The organism is Hufsiella ginkgonis, assembly GCF_009834915.1.
Classification (GTDB): domain Bacteria; phylum Bacteroidota; class Bacteroidia; order Sphingobacteriales; family Sphingobacteriaceae; genus Hufsiella; species Hufsiella ginkgonis.
The window spans coordinates 982,627-1,005,129 of the sequence record NZ_WVHS01000001.1; the positions used below are offsets into that span (position 1 = coordinate 982,627).

Consider the following 22,503-nt stretch of genomic DNA (forward strand, 5'->3'; position numbering starts at 1 on the left):
AACGAAAATTATCCAGGGATGAGATTAGCCCGGTTCCCCGTCATGCAGCTCCACCAGTACCGGGCAATGGTCTGAATGCTTCGCTTCCGGCAGGATTACGGATCTTTTCAGTCTTGATTCCAACGGGCCGGACACCAGGCAATAGTCGATGCGCCACCCCAGGTTCTTGCTGCGTGCATTAAAGCGGAAGCTCCACCAGGTATAATGATGCGGCTCCGCATTAAAATACCGGAACGAGTCGATAAACCCCGAGTTCATAAAGCTCTCCATCCATGCGCGCTCTTCCGGCAGGAAGCCTGAGGAATTGGCATTCGATTTAGGGTTATGGATATCGATCGCGCGGTGACAGATGTTGTAATCTCCGCAGATAATAAGATTCGGGTAGGCCACTTTAAGCTTATCGATATAGTTCCTGAAATCATCCAGGAAAGCGTATTTAAATCCCTGGCGGTGCTCGCCGCTGGATCCGGATGGAAAATAAGCGCTCATTACCGAAAAACCGTCGAAGTCTGCGCGGATGATGCGGCCTTCCTTATCGTAGTCGTTAACGCCGCAGCCGTATTCCACGTATTTGGGAGTGCGCCGGGTCAGGATGGCGGTGCCGCTGTACCCTTTTTTCTCTGCCGGGTACCAGTAATGTTCGTAGCCAAGCGCTTCGAGCAATGGAAGATCGGTGAGCTGCTCGGGCGACGCCTTAATTTCCTGCAGGCAAACGATATCAGCATCGGCCGCCTTCAGCCATTCCAGCCAGTTCTTGCTCAGCGCAGAGCGGATGCCGTTCACATTGTAGGTTATGATCTTCATTATTTGGCAGGGCTCATCACCAGCTTGCTTTTGAGAGGATCGTTACGCATCGCTTTTTCCAATTTCTTCGCTTCTTTCTTCTTCAGGATGGTTACGGTCATCTTTACATCTTCCAGCGGCCGGTTCTGCGGATCTGTTTTCACGGCCGCCACCGCATCCACCATTTCAAGGCCCTGCACGATCTCGCCGTAAACGGTATAACCCATGTCGAGGTGCGGAATGCCGCCAAGGGTTTTGTACACTTCGCGTTTCCACACAGGGATCTTTTGCCCCTGAAGCCTGGCTACCTCGAGGCGGTCGAGCTCTTCATCCGTAAAAGTCTTACCCTGCGCGAGGTAGAACTGGCAGGAGCTGGAAGCCTTTTCGGGGTTATTATCCCTTGCCGCGGCAAGCACGCCTTTTTTATGGAACAGGCTGTCGCGAAACTCCGCATCTACCTTGTATCCCAGGTCGCCGTTGCCCAGCAATTGCCCGGGTTTGGCGTTCTTCGAATCCACATCGCCGCCCTGGATCATAAATCCCTGGATCACCCGGTGAAACAAAGTACCGTCGTAAGTATGGTTTTTGGCAAGCTTCAGGAAATTATCACGATGCTTGGGGGTCTGGTTATAAAGCATGACCACGCACTCGCCTTTGCCGGTTTTAATGCGGACATAACTATGGGTTGGTTTTTTTGCGGAAGCCGACAAAGCAAGTGTCAGCATGAATAAGGCCAGGATCTGTTTCATGAAACGGGTTAAAAACTAAATATCTTCAAAGTAACTTACAATCAATGATTTCATCAACATTTCCTGTTCAAGTAAGGTGTAATTGGGCAAAGTTTTTACACGTTTCCAATGCGGCCAACCGTCCTGGTCAACACCCTCGAGCTCATAAAAACCCAATTCACTGAACAGCCGGCAGTTAGCGATGTGCATCAGCTCTTCTTTCTGCCGCTTGCTAAATTTTCTTGGTCCTTTGCCAAGTTCCTGCACGCCGATCAGGAACAGCATCACCTTAATGTCGGGGATATCGGTATCAAACTCGGTAGCGATACGTTCCTGTAAGGCTTTCCATTTAGTGTTTACTTCTGAGGGAGTCATTTATTTTTAAGCTATCAGCCACCAGTTGCCGGCCATCAGCCCTGTTATAGCCGTAAAGGAGCTGAGGGTTGATAGCAGGCTGCTGATAACTCCCCAAATGTATGAGTATTGCCATTGTTACACTTTGATGCGTTAACTTTTTTTCATTTACGTTACTTTTGCGAAGATGGCTCATCCAGGAAGATCATACGGCAAACTTATCAGCGCAATGCTGCTGCTGTGTTTTTCGGTGACGGTACTGCCGCTCGACCTGCTGCACAAGCACAAGGCGCAGCCGGTTTGCCAGGAGGCGGCCATGGGAAAGCAGGCGGCCTGCCATCATAAGCTGCACGTTTCAGCCCGCACTCCTTACTGCTGGGTGTGTGCCATTCATTACGACAAAGCGTTCCTGGGAACCGCCGTTTACGCAACTACCGTTACTGCTGTTACCGCTCCAGTTTTTACGGAGATCCACCTGGACGGCTTTTTTACAAAGCTGATCGCCACTTCGCTTAGGGGTCCTCCTTTGGCTTAACATTTTCCGCACCCTTTTTAATTTTTGGGGAATGTTCCTGTAAAGGAATGCCCCGGTATTTTACTTATTCAATCCATATGAAACTAAAATCCATAGGATGTATCGCTGTACTGGTGATGCTTATCCACTATATATCTTTCGCGGCCCTGCCGAACTATTCCGGTAAAGTAACCGATGCGAACACGAAGGACGCCCTGATAGGCGCCACTGTAACCATTCCCGATCTTCGGATCTCGGTATCAACCGACGTAAATGGCGAGTTTACCTTCAAAAATGTACCGGTAAAGGGAAAGTTCCTGGTACAGGTTTCTTACGTAGGCTACAAGACCCTCACCGCACAGGTAGATGTTGCAGGCATCGGTCCGGCCGATTTTGCACTGCAGCCCACTACCATTGAAGCACACGAAGTGGTGGTTACCGGTTCGGGGTTTAGTTCCGATACCCGGCGCACGAGCGCATCGGTGAGCGTGGTTTCCAAGGCCGACCTGATCACCAGGCCGTCATCAAACTTAATTGACGCGGTGGCGAAAGTTCCCGGGGTTTCACAGATCACTACCGGCAACGGAATTTCCAAGCCGGTGATCCGCGGCCTCAGCTATAATCGCGTGGTAACCATGGCCGGCGGCGTAAAACAGGAAGGACAGCAATGGGGCGACGAACATGGTATCGAGATCGACCAGTTTGGCGCCGAGAAGGTAGAAGTGCTGCGTGGTGCTTCCAGCCTCCTTTACGGCTCGGATGCGCTGGGCGGCGTGATCAACGTGATCGATCCCCTACCCGCACCCGAGGGCACACTTAAAGGCGAATTCATTACCAATTACAGCACCAACAATGGGCAATCGGCCTCCTCCCTCATGCTCTCCGGTAATAACAATGGCTTTGTTTACCGCGCAAGGGGCACCTATAAAAATGCTTATTCGTTTAAAACCCCTGATGGATATTTTCCTAATTCAGGACTCAATGAAACGGATCTGAGCGGGCAGATCGGTCTTAATAAATCGTGGGGCTTTGCACACCTCGATGTTTCGTCGTTCCGTACAAAGCTGGGATTTTATGAGCCGGCCACCAACGCCTCCGGCGAGTTTGTAGACGATAACGGCGATACCTTCAGCGACTCACAGCTAAAAGACCGTTCCCTGGCCTACCCCATGCAGGATATCCGGCACTATAAAGCCGTGCTCTCAAGCAACCTGTTACTGGGTTCCGGGAGCCTGAAATCCACCATCGGCTACCAGCACAACCAGCGCCGCGAACTGTCGGAGCCGGCCGCCGACCCGGAATTGTTCCTCGATCTTAACACCTACAGCTACGATGTTAAGTATTACTTCAAAGAGAAGAACGGCTGGGAGCCATTACTTGGCACATCCGGGCAGTTCCAGAGAAGCGACAATACCAGGGGCGAAGAAGCCCTTATCCCAAGCTACCAGGCCGATAGCTTTGGCGCACTGTTCTATATAAAGAAATCGTGGACCACCAATACATTTAACACCGGGATCCGCGTAGACACCCGCAAGATCACCGGCCGCGGCCTCAATGACGGCGCCACACCGGTATTCACCTCTTTCGATAACAGCTTCACAAACCTTAGCGGCGCATTGGGCTTTACCCACGAGTTTTCTGAAAAAGTAGGCTTCAAAGTAAATGCCGGCACCGCTTTCCGCGCACCGAACATCGCCGAGCTCTCCAGCAATGGCGTGCACGAGGGAGCATTCCGGTACGAGATCGGCAACCAGGATTTGAAACCGGAGCGAAGCTACCAGCTGGACGCTTCCCTTTCCTACGACACGGAACCCCTCAACCTCAGTTTCGGCGGGTTTGTTAATTATGTGAACGATTTCATTTTCTACCGCAACACCAATGGCGAAACGATCGTTTCGGGTGGCGACGTTTACCCGGTATTCCGCTTCCTGCAGGATAACGCCTTTTTCAGGGGGCTGGAGGCGTCGCTCACGCTGCATCCGTCGAAATCCATCCATTTCGAAAACACCTTTGGATACACGGTGGCCACCAACAAAACTACCGGCAACCCGGTCCCGTTTATCCCGGCCGCTTCGCTCCGGAACGAGCTGCGGTTCGAGCCCGCGTCGGCAAGCAAAAAGTTCACGAAAACCTATCTTTCCGTCGGACTCGACAACTATTTTAAACAAACACGGGTCGATGATTTTGAGACTACCACAAGCGGCTATTCGCTCGTAAGCGCCGGCCTTGGCACCACCGTAAAGCTGGGCAAAAACCCGCTCACCCTGTATGCGTCGGCCCGGAACCTGCTGGATAAAAAATATTACGATCACTTAAGCCGGTTCAAGCCAGGCAGGCTCGATGAAACGGATCCATCATTCGGCATCTATAATCCCGGCCGGAACGTAACAATGGGCGTATACCTCAGTTTTTAAGATCCGACGCCCGGACAGCAAGGAGGCCGGAAGCGCGATGCATTACCCTATGCATCCGCCCCGGCCCTTCTTTACGTGGTAAACTATTCTGTAACCTGCGTGTTTTGATGGTATCGTTATTATGGATATCAAGGATAATCAAGCACTATCGGCCCCCGCGCCCGGTATTGCAACCCCTTCGCGCGCAGCGCATACCTGGTTTATCAGCAGCTATACTTTCCTGGCGCTGGGCTGTATTGTGTTTTATTTTATTTTGCGGCTGGACATCCTGAGCCTGGAGAAGCGTTATACAACGATGTTCGCTAAAATCTCGCTCACCGGTTTTTTCGTGTTTCTTGTCCTCGTGCTTTCTAAACTGGCCGAGAAACTGATCGACAAGAATACTCATTCGCTGTCTGTGCGCTACAACATGGTGCGGGTAGTGTGGCTGGTCACCATCCTGCTGATCTTCTTTATCCTCGTTTCTTTCTTCAACTCGAACTGGTATACCGCGGCGGTATCGCTGGGATTGATCTCGCTCATCCTGGGCTTTGCCCTGCAAACGCCTATCGCCTCGCTGATCGGCTGGCTTTACATCGTGATCCGCTCCCCGTACAAAGTTGGCGACCGGATCCAATTGAGCGATTTTACCGGCGATGTGGTGGAGATCGGGTACCTCGACACCACTTTGTGGGAGTTCGCCGGCAATTACATGACGAACGACCTCCCCAGCGGGCGGCTCATCCGTTTTCCTAACAGCCTTGTTTTCCAGGGGCAGGTATATAACTATTCCTGGAACAAATTCCCGTATATCTGGAACGAAATCCCGTTTCACGTGGCCTACGAAAGCGATCTCGGCTACATCGAGCAGGCAGTTCGCCGAATCGCCAAAGAAGAGATGGGCAATGAAATGGAGGCGCGTGTAAAAGAGCTCCGCCAAATGATCGAGCAGACGCCTGTCGACGAGCTTGAAATTAGAGAATACCCTTTCGTGCAGTTCCGCACAAACGCCAACACATGGGTGGAAGTACTGCTGATCTACCTCGTGGAGCCCAAGCTCTCCGGGTCGGTACGAAGCAGGCTCATCAAACGCGTGTTACAGGAGCTCGGCAAGGAACCCGACAAGGCGATGTTCCCGAAAACGAATGCGAGGTAGGGTTGAGGGACAGGGTTGAAAGTTTGGACTTCAGGCCCTAAAGCTCCCTGAAATAAATCCGGCTGGTTTCAAAGCCGGCAAGCGTTAGAGCCTGAACCACTTCAGCACGCTTCCGGGATGTTCATCAGTGATCATAAACACCCCTTTCCTGTACAGCAGAATTCCCTCCCAGTTTTCGCATTGAAAGGTGATCCCGCGTACTTTCTTCCAGCTTACCCGCTGGTTTTTTACGGTAAGGCGGACAATCCGGGTATAGCATGTTTGCCGCAGGCTCTTGCCGTGCAGGGCGGGATCATCGGGGATGCTGTCGTTCCCGATGTACTCGCCATATTCTTTACCGCCCTTATAGTGTAAGTTGATGCCATACAGGCCATTCTTCTTCCCATCGGTGGTCACATCGGTAATGCGGTACATCAGCGGATCGAGCGGGTACGAGGTAACGGAAGTGGTAAGAGAGGTATCGATCACCAGTGCACGGGGCTGCGCATCCGGCTTGTTGTATTCAAAAAAAGCGACCAGTTTCCGTTCGGATGGCAGCCAGGTCATACTCTCGAAACCAGCGTTACTTAACCGCTTGAATTTTGGCAGGGTGAGTATCCTTGCGGGATCGAGCACGATAGACGTACCGTATAGGGTGCCGCCAACCAGGTAACAGTCACCATTTTCGGCGCCTGACTCGATGGCGAAAAAGATGCGGTCGCCCACCACGGCCGTCGCCTCGAAACCCTCGTAGGTCGACCCGATCTTTTGTTTAACCTGGCCAAGGTTCGCAAGTTTATAGGCGACAGCTTCACGGATTGCCGAGTGATCGCTGATCGCCTGGTCAAGCAACCCATCGGCTATGCCATAGATCTCATCTCCAAAACGGTCGGGGTATTGCGGCACCAGCAGGAGAACATCCCGGTAATGAGCCAGCGACGAAAACTCCAGCTTGCTGCTTCTCAATTTTTCGGGCAGCAGCACTTCCAGGCCATCGTCTGCCACGGGAACCCTGTATCGGTGGCTGCCGCAGCATAGCTGAACCAGCGCAACAATCACCAATAGGGAAACCTGGAGGGTCCGGTTCCGCATGTTAGCGCAGCTGGCCCAGGGCCTCCCTGATCCGTGGTATAATGGCTTCGATATCGGCCAGGGTACTGGCGCCCACGGAAGCGCGGAACCAGTTCATTTCCGGACCTGTACCGAATGCCGAAAATGGCACCAGCGCCAGGCCGGCTTTCTTGATCAGGTAGAAGTTAATGTCGGCGCTATCTTTAAGAACGGTTCCTTCCGGGGTGGTTTTACCGGGATAGTCAAGCTTAAGTGTAAGGTAAATGGCGCCCATCGGCTCGATGGCATCCACCGCAAAACCTTCTTCTTTTAGCTGTTTGAATCCTTTATAGAGGGCTTCCAGGCTTTTCTGAATATTATTCTTCATCTCCGAAAGGAAGTTGTCGACTTCGGTATGCTGCTTCAGGAACTCAGACATGGCCACTTGTTCCGCCTTAGGCGCCCAGGCGCCCATATGGCCCACGATGGAGCGCATGCTGGCGATGATCTTTTCGGGACCGAATCCCCAGCCCACCCGCACGCCGGTAGCGGCAAAGCATTTGGAGGCGCCGTCGATATACAGCACGTATTCCTTCAGCTCAGGGCGAAGTGAAACGGGGTCGTAATGTTTGTGGCTGCCAAACGTAAGCATGGCATAGATCTGGTCGTACAAAAGATACAACGGCTTCTCACCGGCTTTGCGGCCTTTATTTTCTTCGATCACCAGGTCGCAGATCTCCTCGAGGTTCGCCTTAGAGAACATAGTACCTGTGGGGTTGAGCGGAGAGCACAGCGCAAGTAAAGCAGCCCCGCTTAAATGTGGCTTAAGCTCGGCTGCGGTAGGCATGAAATTGTTTTCGGCACGCGTATCTACCGCGACGCCCTGCGCACCGGTAAGGTCGCAGTAATGGTTATTATTCCAGGACGGTGCGGGAAAAACCACCTTATCGCCCGGGTCGACCAACGCAAGGAAAGTGGCATAAATGATCGGACGGGAACCACTGGAGATCAGCACCTCGTTAGGCTTCAGCTCCAGCCCGTGGCGGGTCTTTAAAAAACCGGCTACGCTCTCGCGCAGGCTGAGCAACCCGTCTGCCGGCGGATAATTGGTCTGGTGCGCATCATACGCGTTTTTTATGCCGGCTGTTAATGCGTCGGGGATCGGGTAGATCGCCGAATCGAAGTCGCCGATGGTGAGGTTGGCAATTTGGGCGCCGTTTCTTTTTAACTCGTTGATCTCACCGGCGATCTTGATGATCTCCGATCCTTTTAAATTTTGCGCCAGTACGGATAAGCTCATTCCCTTATTAGATTAGTTTTCAAAGATAGGTTAATGTGGTCACTCTGCAAGCAGCGATGCGATGGCGGTATCCACTTTCGCGAAATTAAAGCCCGCCACCACGTTGTTAAAGGCTTCGCGGATCTCTGCATTGCGCAGGTCGCCGATACTGCCTTCGTGGGTATGTTTGATCTCTGCAGGCATTTTAAAAATTCCCTCCTCAATCTCGCGGCCGACGTTTCTATAGGCCTCGCGGAAAGGGACGCCGTTTAATACCTGCTCGTTTACCGCCTCCACGCTAAAGAGGTAGAGGTACTTCGGATCGTCGAGAATATGATCCTTTACCACGATATACTGCAGCATAAAGTCCATAATTTCCAGGCAATCCGTAAGCGATTGGAACGACGGGAACAAGTTCTCCTTCAGCAGCTGCAGGTCGCGGTGATAACCGGATGGCAGGTTGGTGGTCATCAGGGCGATCTCGTTAGGCAATGCCTGGATCTTGTTGCACCTCGACCGGATCAGCTCGAACACGTCCGGGTTCTTTTTATGGGGCATAATGCTCGAACCGGTGGTCAGTTCCTCGGGAAAGCTGATAAAGCCAAAATTCTGGTTAATAAAGAGGCATACATCCATCGCGAATTTCGCAAGCGTTGCCGCAACAGACGACATGGCCTGGGCCACGATCCGTTCGGTTTTACCGCGGCCCATTTGCGCGTATACCACGTTATAGTTAAGCGATTCGAAACCTAGCAGCATGGCGGTCATCGTCCGGTTTAACGGGAACGAAGAGCCGTAACCTGCCGCCGAGCCCAACGGGTTTTTGTTGCAGATCTTCCAGGCGGCCAGCATCAGCTCCATGTCGTCGGCCAGGCTTTCCGCGTATGCGCCGAACCAAAGCCCGAAAGACGACGGCATGGCAATCTGCAAATGGGTATATCCCGGCAAAAGCTTATGCTGATGTTCCTCACTAAGGGTGATCAGGCGATTAAAAAGCTGCGTAGTTAACTCCACCATTACACGGATCTGGCTCCTGAAGAAAAGCTTAAGGTCTACCAGTACCTGGTCATTACGCGAACGGCCGCTATGGATCTTTTTCCCGGCTTCGCCGATACGCTCGGTAAGCATGAACTCTACCTGCGAATGCACGTCTTCCACTCCTTCGGCAATGGAGAAATTCCCGGCAGCAATTTCGCGATAGATGGCTTTCAGCTCCTGCTGGACCAGCTGCAGGTCTGCTGCCGTAAGCAAGCCTATCGACTCCAGCATCCGGGTATGCGCCAGCGAACCAAGTACATCAAAGGCGGCCATCTGCTCGTCGAGCTCGCGGTCTTTACCTACGGTGAAGGTCTCTACCTGTTTGGAAACGTCTTTATCTTTCTGCCAGATCTTCATAACGGTTGCTTGTGGTTAAGAAAAGGCAAAGATGAAAAATTATATCTTAATCGCCCCTCCCGGTAACGATCGGTAAAGTAATTGATGCTTATAATACCGGTTCGCCGGATGCGCCGCCATGTCCTTCGAAGTGAAATGTCACATTCATTCGAACTGGCATTATCTTCCTGAAATAAAAATACCGGATAAAATATTCGTTATTACGAAATATTCGTATATTTACGATATATTCGTATTAAACTTAATCTTACAGTGATGAACCTGCTAAAAAGCTCCCTGACAGTGGTACTCGTGCTGCTTATTCACCCGGACCTTCACGCCCAGAAACTCCCCGGCGAACAAAAAGACGGGCTATATGCCCCCACCAACGTAAAAGCCGATGGTAAAGCGATAGAATGGGGCAACACTTTCCAGGCCTTTAACCGCGCCACCCAGATTTTTTATACGATGGCCAACGACGACGAAAACCTTTACCTGGTGATCCAGGCCGACCAGGAGCCGACCATCGCGAAGATCCTGAGCGGCGGCATCACCCTTTCTATAAAAAGCCGGGTAAATGACAAAAAAACACCCCCGCTTACGCTGATGTACCCCATCATATCCTATCTCGACAAATACACCATTACCACGCCGTTGAGGGAGATCACGAATGTTGAAAAAATGATGACCAAAGTTAACGAGCGATTGCCGCTTGTAGCCAAGCAGATCCGGATCTCCGGGTTCAGTGAAATCACCGACCCCGACATCTCCATTTATAATGAGCTGGGAATTAAGGCGGTATCGCAGGTGGATGCCAGGCGCGCCTATACGTACGAACTGCAGCTCCCGGTGAAGTATTTCCGGCACCTGGTTGACGGGAAGGGCGCGTTCGACTACAACGTGACGCTGAACGGAGTGGTAGACCCACCCGGAACCGTAGTGGTTGGCGGCAGACCGGCTGGCAGCCCTCCCATCACCGGCAGCGACGGCGTACCGGTATTCGACATGTTTAGCCCGACGGATTTTACCGCTACGTATATCCTGGTGAAAAAGTAGTATTGACGGGCCCTCGCTCCTTTCCGGATCCTAAGTATTTCCTGCCAAATTCTCGGTCGCTATTGGCGACAGCGCCGATTTGCCGCATGTTTGTGTCGTAATCGTCACCACATGCGCGTAAAGCTTAAATCGATCCAGGATCTTATCGTCCCACCGTTGCGGGACAGGGCCGGTCAACCGGCCGCATGGTGGCTGATGTGCATCGTGTTTTTAGCAGCCGTTTCGCCGGCATGGGCGCAAACCGGCAACGGCAACAAATTCGGGAACTCCTTTTTTTTCGATATCGTGGTTACCAACAAACGTACCATGGTGAAAGAGCCCGTGTACCTGCCGGTAAGCGATACCGCTGTTTACCGGGTCTTCGACCGGTTTAAGAGCCATGGTAACGACGGGTTCCTGCATACCGAGCCGAAAAGCCCGGTGTTGCTGGGGGTGAAGCTCAACCCCTCGCTGGTTAAGTACTTCTCCGCCTCGGTCCAGTCTATTTCCAAAGAGTACCAGGTATTTGTGATCTCCGACAGTTCAGACGCCGTGCTTGTGGCCCTCGGCATTAACCGGGAAAATGCCGGCGACTTCAGGTACCATGTAGTAGAAAATGACAGCATTGAACGGATACGCTGGTCGCCGATACCACGCCTGGAGAAAAACTATGGGGCTAAACAGCCTTATGGTTTCCTCGGAAAATACAATGCGCCAGGAAAACGCCTTATGGTGGAAGTGATCAACACAAAAAACTACGGCATCCGCGAAGGCGTGATCTTCGATTGGCGTATAAACTTTAAACCTATTGTAAACCAGCTAACGCTGGCGGTACCGGGCGGCTATTTCAATGTTGCCTACCGCGATCTTAATCATGGCTATGCCACCCGGTTCGACAAGGCGACCGGGCTGCCCGCTAACCTTGCGTTCCCGGTAGATAGCGTGCTAAACATGACCTTCCAGTTTAAGAAACAGGAAACGCTGGTACACTCGGTTTACCTGGTGAAAAACATTGCCGGCAAAAAGGATACCGCGTGGCTTGATTTTGTGGACCACTACGGTTATTTCCAGGTAAACAAAGACCGGTTTAGCGAGGCCGGCCATTACGAGCTGGTGATACAGCGCCAGGAGAAATTCCCCGAATGGGATAATGCCCAGCTGCTGCGTATGCCGTTCGATGTGCTGGAGCCGGTCACACGTCTTACCTGGCATGAGCTGGCGCCCTACGCCGCGGCCTTGCTGATCGTACTGATCGCCGCCATTGCCATTTCAAGGTTATATGCAAAGCGAAAAATAGAGCATGCGGAACAGGAACGGAATACCGTTCAGCTAAAACTGCGGTCGATCCGGTCGCAGCTAAACCCGCATTTTATGTTCAATGCGCTCAGCTCCATTCAGAACCTGATGAATAAAAACGAGCTGCTGGAGGCTAACCGCTACCTTTCCAAATTCGCCGCGCTTACGCGTACGGTGCTAAACACCAGCGAACAGGAAATGATCAGCCTGGAAGATGAGCTCAGGATAGCGAACGACTACCTGCAGATGGAACAGCTGCGCTTCGGGTTCCGTTATACGGTGAACGCGGCCGCGGACCTCGATACCGCCAATATCGACATCCCCGCTATGCTGCTGCAGCCTTTTATCGAAAACGCGGTAAAGCATGGCGTTGCCACACTTAAAAAGAGCGGCCTGGTACAGGTTAACGCTGCGCGTGAAGGGCGAACGCTGGTGCTTACCGTTACCGATAACGGGGCCGGCTTAAACCCTGGGCACCAGGAGCCTTCGGGCACAGGGTTCGGTCTGAAGCTAAGCGAACAACGTATCCGCCTGCTAAACCAGGTGCACAGCCACCGGCCTGCGGAGCTAAATATCCGGTCGCTGCCATCGGGCACACGGATCACCATCACCTTAACAAACTGGATCTGATATGGATATCCGCTGCGTTCTTATCGACGATGAGCCTAATAACCTCGAAAACCTGGAAGGAATGATCACCCGGTGGTGTCCCGGTATTGCGATAGTTGGCGCGGCCACAAATGCAGGAGAAGGCCTCCGTGTCATAGAAAAGGAAAACCCCGACCTGGTTTTCCTGGACATCCAGATGCCCGGGCAATCGGGTTTCGATCTGCTTAAAGCATTGAACGAAGTTACGTTCGAAGTGATTTTCGTCACTGCCTTCGATCATTACGGCATCCAGGCGATCAAGTTCTCGGCGCTTGACTACCTGCTTAAACCCATCGACGTTACCGAGCTTCGCCAGGCGATCGAGAAAGCAAGGCTGAAGCTCGCTGCCAAACAGCAAAACCTGAGTATCCAGAACCTGCTGAGCTTTATCAGGAGATCGCAAAAGGACCTCCCTAAGATCGCGTTACCCACCATGCAGGAGACCCGGTATGTTAAGGTAAACGAAATCGTTCGCTGCGAGGCGCTGGACAACTACACCCGCTTTTTTATGCATAACGGCGACAAGGTACTGGTGTGCAAAACCCTGAAAGAATTCGCAGAGCTGCTGCGTCCCTACGATTTCTATCGCACACACCAGTCGCACCTGGTAAACTTTCACTATGTAAAGAGCCTGCTGAAAGAAGACGGCGGGATGCTGCTGCTGGACGATGGCAGCAAAATACCTATTTCGAGACAAAACCTGGAGGCAATAAAAAAAGCGCTAAACAACATGACCTAGGGCCCCGGGACGACAAAGATCCAATCACGTTTAATTATTAATCACATGAAAATTCTATCACTTTTTGTGGTGGCGGCACTTGCTGTGTCCGCTGCCTTCGGTCGCCAGGCCGCAGTAAAACAAGTAACTATTACCGGCAACATGATCCATAAAACCCCATCGACGCCAGAGGTACTCCGCATCCATTTTTTAAACCCTTTCCAGAAACACTCCCCCAGTGTGAAAACGGATGCCGCGGGGGCTTTCATCGCCAGCGGCGAAATGCTGTTCACCCAGAACATGACTGTGCAGTATAACAACACGTTTATTAACCTGTACGTGGCACCCGGGGACTCAGTACACCTTACCATTGATGCGGCGCTGCTAAACAGTCCCGATTTTGCATGGCTAACCATCACCGGGGATCACGCACGCATCAGCACGGAGCTGAATAAGTGCCATTATTTTCTCAGCCAGCTGCCCTATAAAAAATATGATTATTCGGTATCGGTACCCAACATGCGCGCCGCAATACAGGCCGATTACGACCGTTACCTGGCCGCCCTTACCACCTACGCGGAGAGGCACCAAACAGACCCGGTAGTGGTCGCGTTTTCGAAACGCGACATTATCTACGGCATCTCCAACTGGATGAACGATTACGTAAAACTTGGCAGCCCCGAAACCTCCACGATGGCAGAACGCATCGCCCTATTTAATGATCCGCTGTTTGAAGTACACGATGCCGCCAACTTTCAATCGATGATGTTCCCCTATCATCTCAGCGCCTATTCGTTGTGGGTTACGCACGGGGACAGCACCGTGTTAAATGCCGTGAAACAGGAAAGATGGAAAGACGCTGTACACGGCGGCGTCGCGCTGCTGCTTAAAGAGCCCGCAGGAATCAGCCGCGATTACCTGGTGTTCTCATTCCTGCAGGGCCTCGCGGCCATCAATCCGGCCCTCCTGGACGAAATGCCCGAAATAAGCCGCTATTTCACTCAACCGCTTACCTATGAATACTTAAAGAAAGAAATATCGCTGGCGGGCGAAGTATCTTTTCCATCGGCGGTGCTCAAAGGAGTAAGCTACCTGGCGCCCGGCGGCGTGACGAAAGCACTGCCCGGTACCGACGTTTTTAAACACCTCGCGAAACGACATCCAGGTAAGGTAATTTTCGTGGACGTTTACGCCACCTGGTGCGGTCCCTGCCTGGCGGAGATGAAATTCGCACCGGCCCTGCACAAAGAATTCAGTAATAAGGGCGTGGTATTTGTAAACCTTTGTCTTCAATCCGGCCTGGAGGATTGGAAAAAGCTGGTAAAGACAGAGCGCCTTGACGGCGAAAACTACTTCCTGGATACGGATGCGTCGAAGCTTTTTATGGGCAACTACCGGTTGAGCGGCTATCCATCTTACCTGCTGCTGAACAAACAGGGCAAAATTGTGACTGCGCAGGCACCGAGACCGTCGGAGGTAAGGGTACTTAACCGCACGATCGCACAGTTGCTCAAATAAGCCGGTTAAATTTTCGCACGAAGAAACATCCCGGAATCTTTTATGTTATCAAGCAACGACCTCGCTTTCGCTGGTTACCGGAAGTCCGACCAAACTTGCCGGTAACTACGTTTCATTTCTTACTTAAAAGTCCCGATTGATGAAAAAACCTAACAAACGGCTACTTTATGCGATCGAATTATCGGCCGTAGCCCTGGGTATTTTTCTTTTTGGGACTTACGAAAGCATCAGACGTGCCGAAACCATGGAACAATGGGTAGCTCATACCCATAATGTGCTGCTGCATACCGGGAGGATCACCCTTCTTTCCGTGGAGAACGAGATCAATGCGAGAAACTTTATGTTAACCGGCTATGAGAAATATACGGAGCAATTTGACCGTACCCGCGCTGCCGCTCAATGGGAACTGCGGGTGATCGGGGCATTGACCTCCGACAACTACCACAACCGGCTGCTATTTGATTCCGTGTCGTTGTATGTGACTAAGCGGGCTGATTTCTCCGCGCGCATTATCAGCATGCGCCGCGCATACGGGCTGGATGGCTCCGTTAAGCTGGTCCAATCGGGGGAAGGAGAAGGCTATGCCGAAAAGGCCCTCACGTTCATCAGGCGGCTGGAAAAGAACGAAAACCTGCTGCTTGCCGAACGCAGGGCCGGTTCAGACCGCGCTTCGGCCACGATGAATACCAGCATCACGATCTCCATGCTTTTTGTGATCCTCCTGGTAGGCATGCTGCTTTATCGGGCACGAAAAAACTCGGTGCGCCGGGGGGCGCTTATCGAAGAGCTCGAACGATCGGAAGCGAACCTCCATACCATATTCGACCATACCGACATGAGCTATGTGCTGATAGATGCCGAAGTGAAGGTGGTGTCGTTTAATAAACCGGCAATGGCCTATTCCAAGGAGCAGAATCACAAGACGTTGGAGGTGGGCCAATCGGTAATTGACTATTTCCCGCCTTCCAAGCGGCAGGGGATCCGCGAAACGCTTAAAAAAGTGAGCGAAGGTGCAACCATCCGTTACGAATACAGCCTGCTCCAGGCCGACGGATCGTTAAAATGGTTTGAAGTAAAATGGGTGAATGTAACGGGCATCAACAAACAACACCGCGGATTTATCCTGGCCAACAAAGACATTACGGAAAAAAAAGTGGCTTCGCTGGAGCGCGAGAAGATCATCACCGACCTGATTGCCCGGAACAAGACCATGGAAGAGTTTACGTATATCGTGTCCCATAACCTGCGCGCGCCGGTGGCTAACATTATCGGCCTGGGCGAGATCCTGGAGATCCTCGATGCCGATTCCCCGGACAGGGAAGCGGTGACCGGCTACATTTTATCGTCGGTAAACGACCTCGACCAGGTCGTAAAGGACCTTAACCAGGTGCTGCAGGTAAGGGAAGAAGTGAACGAAAAGAAAGAGGCGGTGTTTTTTTCCGACATCGTTAACGAGATCCGGAGCAGCATTCCCCTCATAAGCAGTAAAAACACCATCATCGAATGCGACTTTAGTGAAGCCGACCATATGCACACGCTGCGCAATTACTTGTACAGCATTTTTTACAACCTCATTATCAACAGCGTGAAGTATAGCCGCAAAGATGTTACGCCCATGATCCGCCTCAAAACCGCCCGTAAAGACCACCTCTTAGAGATCTCTTTCGAAGACAACGGAAAAGGCATCGACCTTGAAAAAAACCAAAGCACGCTTTTCGGCCTCTACCGCCGTTTTGACTACAGCGTTGAAGGCAAAGGAATAGGCCTGTTTATGGTAAAAACCCAGGTTGAACTGCTCGGCGGGAACATACAGGTAAAAAGCGAGGTGGATAAGGGCACGGAATTTCGCATCGTGCTGCCTGTTGGTGAGCTTGAGAAGCAATTGGTTACAACAGGCGCCCGGTAGCTTATTCGCGTGCCCGAACATTTTGACGCCCGCCTCTTAACCGGTTTTGATGCAGGCTGCTGCGTTAATCATCTGTTAATCTTTTTTTAAGCGGCCGATTATTCCTTTAAGGTTTTTATCACCTGGTGACGCGCCGGGTAATTCAAACGACCGCATGAACTTAAACTTCTTCAAAACCATTCTTCTCCGTATCGCTTCCGTACTGTTTGTAAGCCTTTTTACCACAGCCATCCAGGCCCAGCAGCTCACCTCTTTCGTGGATCCTTTTATCGGTTCGGGCGGACACGGGCACGTATTCGTCGGCGCCAGCGTACCGTTCGGCGCCGTTCAGCTCGGGCCGGATAACTTCTACAAAGGCTGGGACTGGTGCTCTGGCTATAATTACCAGGACAGTGTGATCCGTGGTTTCGCACATACCCACCTGAGCGGCACCGGCATCGGGGACCTTTCGGATATTATCGTAATGCCGTACACCGGTGAGATCAAAACCGACAAAGGCCAGGAGAAAATTCCGGGCAGCGGATATGCATCGCTCTTCTCCCATAAGAACGAACAGGTAAAACCGGGTTTTTACTCCGTTAAGCTCAACAACGGCGTGAAGGTGGAATTAACCGCTTCCGAGCGGGTAGGCTTTCACCGCTACACCTTCCCGGCAGGAAAAACGGCAAGGGTGATCATCGATTTGAAAGAAGGCATTAACGACCAGGCGTCCGACACTTACATCGAACAGGTGGACGACTATACATTTAAGGGTTACCGCATCTCTTCCGGCTGGGCAAAAAACCAGCTGATCTATTTCGCCATCAAATCGTCAGTACCCGTCAAAAACTTCGGCGTTTACAATAACAACACCCTCCTCCCCGGCAAAAGCGGCAAAGACAAAGCCATTAAGGGGCTGATCAGTTTCGGGCAAGCCCCCGCAACGCTCCAGCTAAAAGTGGGCATTTCGCCGGTAAGCTCAGAAAACGCGCTTGCCAATATCCGGGCAGAAATCCCCGGTTGGGATTTTGCTCGCGTGGTAAGCCAGGCGAATACCAAATGGAATACCGAGCTCTCCAAACTCACCGTTGAAACACAAAACCCGGTAGACAAACGGATCTTTTATACGGCCATGTACCATACCATGATCAACCCTTCGCTGTTTAACGATCACAATGGCGATTACCGGGGTACAGACAGTAAGGTATACGAAAAAGCGCCGTTCGCTAACTTCAGCGTGTTCTCTACCTGGGACACCTATCGCGCGGCACACCCGCTTTTCGTGCTCACGCAGCCGCAGCGGGTGAGCGACATGGTGAATACTATGCTCGCCATCAACGACCAGCAGGGATCGATGCCGGTCTGGCACCTGGCGGGTTACGAAACCGGTACGATGGTGGGCATCAGCAGTCAGCAGATCGTTGCCGAAGCGTACCTGAAGGGGATTAAAGGTTTTGATGCGGAACGTGCGTTTACAGCGCTAAAAACAACCGCCATGTCCGATGCACGCGGGCAGCGCTTCCTGCGCGAACTTAAGCCGCTCCCGTCCGACGCCGGAATTGGCCGCCCCCTTGCACAGGCGCTGGAGCTCGGCGTTTCCGATGGCAGCATCGCGCTGATGGCGAAGGCCATGGGCAAAAAACAGGACTATGAATACTTTAAAAAACGCGGGGAGAACTATAAACTCTATTACGATAAAAGCGTGGGCTTTTTAAGGGGCAGGATGAGCGACGGAAGCTGGAACCCTAACTTCGATCCGCTGAAATCTACCAGGCCTTACGGAAGTGATTTCGCCGAAGGTAACTCCTGGCAATACCTCTGGCTGGCGCCGCAGGATGCCCGGGGCCTCATCGACCTCCTGGGCGGCGATAAACCCTTCGCCGAAAAGCTGGATAAATTTTTCTCTATCCCCCTGGCGGGCGACCTGGTGGACCTTACCGGCGGCATCGGCCAGTACGCACATGGTAACGAGCCGAGCCACCACATCGCCTACCTGTATTCGTATGCCGGCGAGCAATGGAAAACGGCTGAAAAAGTGCGTTACATTATGAAAGAATTTTATCATGATAAGCCCGACGGCATTATCGGTAACGAGGATTGCGGGGCGATGTCGGCCTGGTACGTGTTCTCTGCTATGGGCTTTTACCCAGTCTTCCCCGCTTCGGGCGCGTACGTGATCGGCAGCCCGGTGGTACGCAAAGCGACCATCAACCTGCCTGGTAACAAGAAATTCGTAGTGCAGGCGGTGAACAACAATAAGGATAACATTTATATTCAAAGCCTCATGCTAAACGGGAAACCGTATCAAAAAGGGTATATTCTGCATAGCGATATCGTGAAGGGCGGTACCTTAACGATGGTGATGGGCAATAAACCAGGCGCCGGTTTCGGAAAAAACCCGGAGAACAGACCGCAGTAACAATCATGGGCCGGCGTGTGTTGAACGCAAACCAAGGCAAATTACACTGGGATCTCACTCCGGCCTCCTGGCCCGATGAAATACTGATCGTCCCCGCCGGCGCGTTTCACAATATCCGGGCATATCTGCCGTAAGCTCCACGTAAAGAGCAAGGTGCCGGCCATATCAAGTTCAAAGAACCGTATCCAAGCCACCCAAACAACCAATGGGAACCTATTTGGGACCGTTCCCGGATAGTGGGACCGCTCCCACTCACGTTTATTCGCATTAAGCACTAAGTTGGGCCGGCTGGGATAATAACTTTACTGCCATAACCAATATAAGCTTGATCTTATGATAAAAAAGTTTACCTCTTGGGTAAGTACCGCCTGCATGGTACTCATCCTCTTTATCTCGGCGACCGCCGGCGCCCGGCAGGGCATATCCATCACCGGGCACGTAACAGACGAGAATAATCAACCCATGGTTGGCGTTACGGTAAAAGTGAAAGCCTCTTCTGAAGGTGTATCGACCAATGCGAGCGGCGTTTACGCTATACAGGTGACAGACAGCAAAGCCGTGCTGGTATTTTCCTACCTCGGGTACACCACCAGGGAGGTGGCGGCTGATGGCCGTACTACTCTTGATGTACAGCTTACCCCGGATAAGGCGGCCCTCACAGAGGTGGTGATTGTGGGCTATGGCTCCCAGCGGAAGGCGGCAACTACCGGCGCCATCAGTACCATAAAAGCGGCCGAGCTTACCCAGACTCCGGTAGCCAACCTGGCACAAGGTCTGCAGGGACGCGTGGCAGGGCTCGAAGTAATACAAAACTCGGCAGCGCCGGGCGGCAACTCGAGCGTACGCATCCGCGGCATCAACTCCATTAACGGGACCTCCGAACCACTGTACATCATAGACGGTGTACAGGCGGCTAGCGGCGAAGGCACGGTGCTTACCATGAGCCCGCTTTCGGAGATCAACCCGAACGACATCGAATCCGTCGAAGTACTGAAGGACGCCTCCTCTACGGCCATCTATGGCGCACGCGGTTCCAATGGAGTGATCCTTATCACCACCCGCCATGGCAAAGCCGGTAAAAGCGTGATCAGCTATGACGGATATGCCGGCACGCAACGCAACTCGAAAACACTCGATGTAATGAACGCCGCCGAATTTGCCGTACTCGAAAACGAAGTATATAAAACCACCCTGTATCCCGACCCGGCTTCGCTCGGCGAGGGCACCGACTGGCAGAAGCTGATCTTCCGCAATGCAGGCATCCAGAGCCACCAGTTATCCGTAGCCGGCGGGAACGAAAAAACACAGCTGGCGCTTTCGGCCAACTATTTTGACCAGGACGGGGTGATCCTCAATACGGGCTTTAAACGCTACTCGTTCAGGGTGAACGTAGACCACAACGCCACTAAAATACTGAAAGTTGGGGCGAGCATCTATTCGTCGGTCTCCGGCTATGATGGCGTGGATACGGCGCCTACCAATACCGATGCCGGTAACCAGGGCGTACTTAACGCAGCGCTTACCGCGGCGCCGATGCTGGTACCTTACCGCGATAACGGCAGCCTCTTCCCTTATACCGAACAGTTCAGCGGCCGCTACAAAGAAGCCAGGAGCCCGCTTGCGCTCCTGGCGCAGATGCGTAAAACCACGTCCAACAACACCACCGGTAACGCTTATGCGCAGTTTAACCTGGCAAAGGGCCTTACCTACAAGGCTTCGTTTAACGCAGTGATCGGCAACGGCCTTTATGATTATTACTCGCCGGCAAACTTAGGTCAAACCGACCTTACCGTGGCCGGCGGTGCCGCAGAAAAGAACAATTCACGCAGCCAGACGCTGCTTCACGAGAGTATAGTGGCCTATAACCGCACATTTGGCGAAGACCACAACATAGATGCTACCGCCGTTTACGGCACACAAAGCAATACCACCAGCGGCAGCTTTATTACCGCCAGCAACTTCCCGAACGACGCCACCAAAAATGACGCACTGCAGCTCGCGGCTATTCACAGTGTATCGAGCGTTAAAGCGCGTTCGCGGCTGGATTCTTACGCCGGCAGGCTGAATTACGGCTACAAGAACAAACTGTTCCTAAACCTGACCGGCCGCTTCGACGGATCGAGCAAATTCGGCGCAAACCACAAATGGGGCTTCTTCCCGGCGGTGGGTTTGGCTTACCGCCCGATCGAAGAGAAGTTCATGGAAAATGTTTCCTTTATCTCAGACCTCAAGATCCGCGGCAGCTGGGGCATCACCGGTAACGCCGGAGCCATCAACCCGTACGGTTCGCTGGCCCTGGTATCCTCGGCAGGCAACTATTATTTCGATCATACCAACAAAACCGGTATCAGCCCTGCAGGAATTCCCAACGCCGACCTTCGCTGGGAGCAGGCTAAACAGGTGGACGTGGGTCTCGATATGGGCTTCTTCCGCGATCGCCTGAGCGTGGTGGTCGACGTGTACCGGAAAAACACCGACGGCCTGCTGTTCACCAAGTCGCTTCCGGTATCCTCCGGGAACGCTTCGATCACAGGCAACTACGCCGGCCTGCTTAACCGCGGGGTCGAAGCGTTTGTAAGGGGCAACATCGCCAACGGACCGCTTAAGTTCGATATGTCGGTAAACCTGAGCGTAAACCGCAATAAGGTGACCGGGCTTGACGGGTTTACCCAGGAGCTTTCGGCCTCCAACTACAGCGTGATCCGCGTAGGCGAACCGCTCGGCATGTTCAAAACCTATGTGTATAACGGCATCTACCAAACCGGCGAAACCATCCTTCCGGGATCGGGCAGCCGAATCGGCGGAGTGAAGGTAAAAGACCTGAATAATGATGGCAAGATCGACGCCAGCGACCAAACGCTTACCGGCAACCCGAATGCGAAATATACGCTTGGCTTCTCGCCCCGCCTGCAATACAAGAATATCGACCTGAACCTGTTTGTACAGAGCTCGCAGGGCCGCGACGTATTTAACGTAACCCGTTTTAGCCTGGAGAACCCGCTTGGCGGACGCAACGTTATGCAGGGACTGGTGAACCGCTGGTCGGCTACCAACCCGGGCAACGAGTTTGTAAGCGGTAACCAGGGCGGCCGTAACCCCATTACAGACCGATACGTAGAAAACGGGTCGTTCACCCGGTTCAAAAACCTGTCTGTGGGATACACGGTTCAGAAGCTGAAATACCTCTCGCGGGTAAGGGCCTACCTCAGCGCCAACAACCTGTTCACCAGCACCAAATACAGCGGTTACGATCCTGAGGTGAACGTAAACGGCAGTTCTAACACCCTGCTGGGCGTAGATAACGGTGTTTACCCCGTAGCAAAATCTTATTTGCTCGGCCTGCAGATCACCCTATAACCAACCAACTAAAGAAT

16 protein-coding genes are annotated in these 22,503 nt (G+C 52.5%); 10 read left to right on the top strand and 6 right to left on the bottom strand.

From position 1 onward, the window contains the following. Nucleotides 1-24: 24 nt before the first annotated feature. From GS398_RS04175 to GS398_RS04185, 3 genes are read right to left on the bottom strand one after another with little or no spacing between them, the layout of a single operon-like run. The gene (locus GS398_RS04175; RefSeq protein WP_160905455.1) at nt 25-804 is read right to left on the bottom strand and encodes an exodeoxyribonuclease III; all 780 of its coding nucleotides are present in this window, start codon (nt 802-804) and stop codon (nt 25-27) included. Then, a complete protein-coding gene (locus GS398_RS04180) occupies nt 804-1,532 on the bottom strand; it encodes a peptidylprolyl isomerase (RefSeq protein ID WP_160905456.1) in 729 nt (242 codons plus the stop codon). Before GS398_RS04180 ends, GS398_RS04175 begins: the two co-directional genes overlap by 1 nt. 15 nt (nt 1,533-1,547) lie before the next feature. Then, nucleotides 1,548-1,886 carry a hypothetical protein gene (locus tag GS398_RS04185; RefSeq protein ID WP_160905457.1) on the bottom strand — a complete coding sequence of 113 codons (339 nt, stop codon included), beginning with the start codon at nt 1,884-1,886 and terminating at the stop codon, nt 1,548-1,550. Nucleotides 1,887-2,052: 166 nt separating this feature from the next. On the opposite strand from GS398_RS04185, the gene GS398_RS04190 reads away from it, so the two are divergent. From GS398_RS04190 to GS398_RS04200, 3 genes are all read left to right on the top strand, one after another. After that, complete coding sequence (locus GS398_RS04190; protein ID WP_160905458.1) at nt 2,053-2,400, top strand: hypothetical protein; 348 nt, start codon at nt 2,053-2,055, stop codon at nt 2,398-2,400. A gap of 77 nt (nt 2,401-2,477) precedes the next feature. Continuing rightward, the gene (locus GS398_RS04195; protein WP_160905459.1) at nt 2,478-4,793 is read left to right on the top strand and encodes a TonB-dependent receptor; all 2,316 of its coding nucleotides are present in this window, start codon (nt 2,478-2,480) and stop codon (nt 4,791-4,793) included. Nucleotides 4,794-4,914: 121 nt separating this feature from the next. Continuing rightward, nucleotides 4,915-5,928 (top strand): mechanosensitive ion channel family protein, encoded by a 1,014-nt coding sequence (locus GS398_RS04200; RefSeq protein WP_160905460.1) that lies wholly within the window; start codon nt 4,915-4,917, stop codon nt 5,926-5,928. Between the two features lie 84 nt (nt 5,929-6,012). Here the strand turns inward: GS398_RS04200 and GS398_RS04205 are convergent, their stop codons facing one another. From GS398_RS04205 to argH, 3 genes are read right to left on the bottom strand one after another with little or no spacing between them, the layout of a single operon-like run. Beyond that, on the bottom strand, nt 6,013-6,999 hold the full coding sequence (locus GS398_RS04205; protein WP_160905461.1) for an esterase-like activity of phytase family protein: 987 nt from the start codon (nt 6,997-6,999) through the stop codon (nt 6,013-6,015). A 1-nt stretch (nt 7,000) separates the two neighbouring features. After that, a complete protein-coding gene (locus GS398_RS04210; RefSeq protein WP_160905462.1) occupies nt 7,001-8,257 on the bottom strand; it encodes a pyridoxal phosphate-dependent aminotransferase in 1,257 nt (418 codons plus the stop codon). A gap of 39 nt (nt 8,258-8,296) precedes the next feature. Then, nucleotides 8,297-9,631, bottom strand: coding sequence for an argininosuccinate lyase (argH, locus tag GS398_RS04215; RefSeq protein WP_160905463.1), 1,335 nt, complete (start codon nt 9,629-9,631; stop codon nt 8,297-8,299). Nucleotides 9,632-9,886: 255 nt separating this feature from the next. Here argH and GS398_RS04220 point away from each other — a divergent pair, with 255 nt between their 5' ends. The 7 genes from GS398_RS04220 to GS398_RS04250 all read left to right on the top strand — a co-directional run bounded on the left by GS398_RS04220 (nt 9,887) and on the right by GS398_RS04250 (nt 22,486). After that, nucleotides 9,887-10,666, top strand: a complete 780-nt coding sequence (locus GS398_RS04220; protein WP_160905464.1) for a hypothetical protein — start codon at nt 9,887-9,889, stop codon at nt 10,664-10,666. Nucleotides 10,667-10,777: 111 nt separating this feature from the next. Next, on the top strand, nt 10,778-12,571 hold the full coding sequence (locus GS398_RS04225) for a sensor histidine kinase (protein ID WP_160905465.1): 1,794 nt from the start codon (nt 10,778-10,780) through the stop codon (nt 12,569-12,571). 1 nt (nt 12,572) lies between these two features. Continuing rightward, on the top strand, nt 12,573-13,328 hold the full coding sequence (locus tag GS398_RS04230; protein ID WP_160905466.1) for a LytR/AlgR family response regulator transcription factor: 756 nt from the start codon (nt 12,573-12,575) through the stop codon (nt 13,326-13,328). Between the two features lie 45 nt (nt 13,329-13,373). Then, a complete protein-coding gene (locus GS398_RS04235; protein WP_160905467.1) occupies nt 13,374-14,825 on the top strand; it encodes a TlpA family protein disulfide reductase in 1,452 nt (483 codons plus the stop codon). A 139-nt stretch (nt 14,826-14,964) separates the two neighbouring features. Beyond that, a complete protein-coding gene (locus GS398_RS04240) occupies nt 14,965-16,731 on the top strand; it encodes a sensor histidine kinase (RefSeq protein WP_160905468.1) in 1,767 nt (588 codons plus the stop codon). A 154-nt stretch (nt 16,732-16,885) separates the two neighbouring features. Continuing rightward, nucleotides 16,886-19,129 (top strand): GH92 family glycosyl hydrolase, encoded by a 2,244-nt coding sequence (locus GS398_RS04245; RefSeq protein ID WP_160905469.1) that lies wholly within the window; start codon nt 16,886-16,888, stop codon nt 19,127-19,129. Nucleotides 19,130-19,462: 333 nt separating this feature from the next. Continuing rightward, nucleotides 19,463-22,486 carry a SusC/RagA family TonB-linked outer membrane protein gene (locus tag GS398_RS04250; RefSeq protein WP_237488079.1) on the top strand — a complete coding sequence of 1,008 codons (3,024 nt, stop codon included), beginning with the start codon at nt 19,463-19,465 and terminating at the stop codon, nt 22,484-22,486. Nucleotides 22,487-22,503 lie beyond the last annotated feature (17 nt).

Coding starts and splice junctions, on each gene's coding strand:
- GS398_RS04175 (WP_160905455.1), bottom strand. CDS start 804: ATGAAGATCATAACCTACAATGTGAACGGCATCCGCTCTGCGCTGAGC.
- GS398_RS04180 (WP_160905456.1), bottom strand. CDS start 1,532: ATGAAACAGATCCTGGCCTTATTCATGCTGACACTTGCTTTGTCGGCT.
- GS398_RS04185 (WP_160905457.1), bottom strand. CDS start 1,886: ATGACTCCCTCAGAAGTAAACACTAAATGGAAAGCCTTACAGGAACGT.
- GS398_RS04190 (WP_160905458.1), top strand. CDS start 2,053: ATGGCTCATCCAGGAAGATCATACGGCAAACTTATCAGCGCAATGCTG.
- GS398_RS04195 (WP_160905459.1), top strand. CDS start 2,478: ATGAAACTAAAATCCATAGGATGTATCGCTGTACTGGTGATGCTTATC.
- GS398_RS04200 (WP_160905460.1), top strand. CDS start 4,915: ATGGATATCAAGGATAATCAAGCACTATCGGCCCCCGCGCCCGGTATT.
- GS398_RS04205 (WP_160905461.1), bottom strand. CDS start 6,999: ATGCGGAACCGGACCCTCCAGGTTTCCCTATTGGTGATTGTTGCGCTG.
- GS398_RS04210 (WP_160905462.1), bottom strand. CDS start 8,257: ATGAGCTTATCCGTACTGGCGCAAAATTTAAAAGGATCGGAGATCATC.
- argH (WP_160905463.1), bottom strand. CDS start 9,631: ATGAAGATCTGGCAGAAAGATAAAGACGTTTCCAAACAGGTAGAGACC.
- GS398_RS04220 (WP_160905464.1), top strand. CDS start 9,887: ATGAACCTGCTAAAAAGCTCCCTGACAGTGGTACTCGTGCTGCTTATT.
- GS398_RS04225 (WP_160905465.1), top strand. CDS start 10,778: ATGCGCGTAAAGCTTAAATCGATCCAGGATCTTATCGTCCCACCGTTG.
- GS398_RS04230 (WP_160905466.1), top strand. CDS start 12,573: ATGGATATCCGCTGCGTTCTTATCGACGATGAGCCTAATAACCTCGAA.
- GS398_RS04235 (WP_160905467.1), top strand. CDS start 13,374: ATGAAAATTCTATCACTTTTTGTGGTGGCGGCACTTGCTGTGTCCGCT.
- GS398_RS04240 (WP_160905468.1), top strand. CDS start 14,965: ATGAAAAAACCTAACAAACGGCTACTTTATGCGATCGAATTATCGGCC.
- GS398_RS04245 (WP_160905469.1), top strand. CDS start 16,886: ATGAACTTAAACTTCTTCAAAACCATTCTTCTCCGTATCGCTTCCGTA.
- GS398_RS04250 (WP_237488079.1), top strand. CDS start 19,463: ATGATAAAAAAGTTTACCTCTTGGGTAAGTACCGCCTGCATGGTACTC.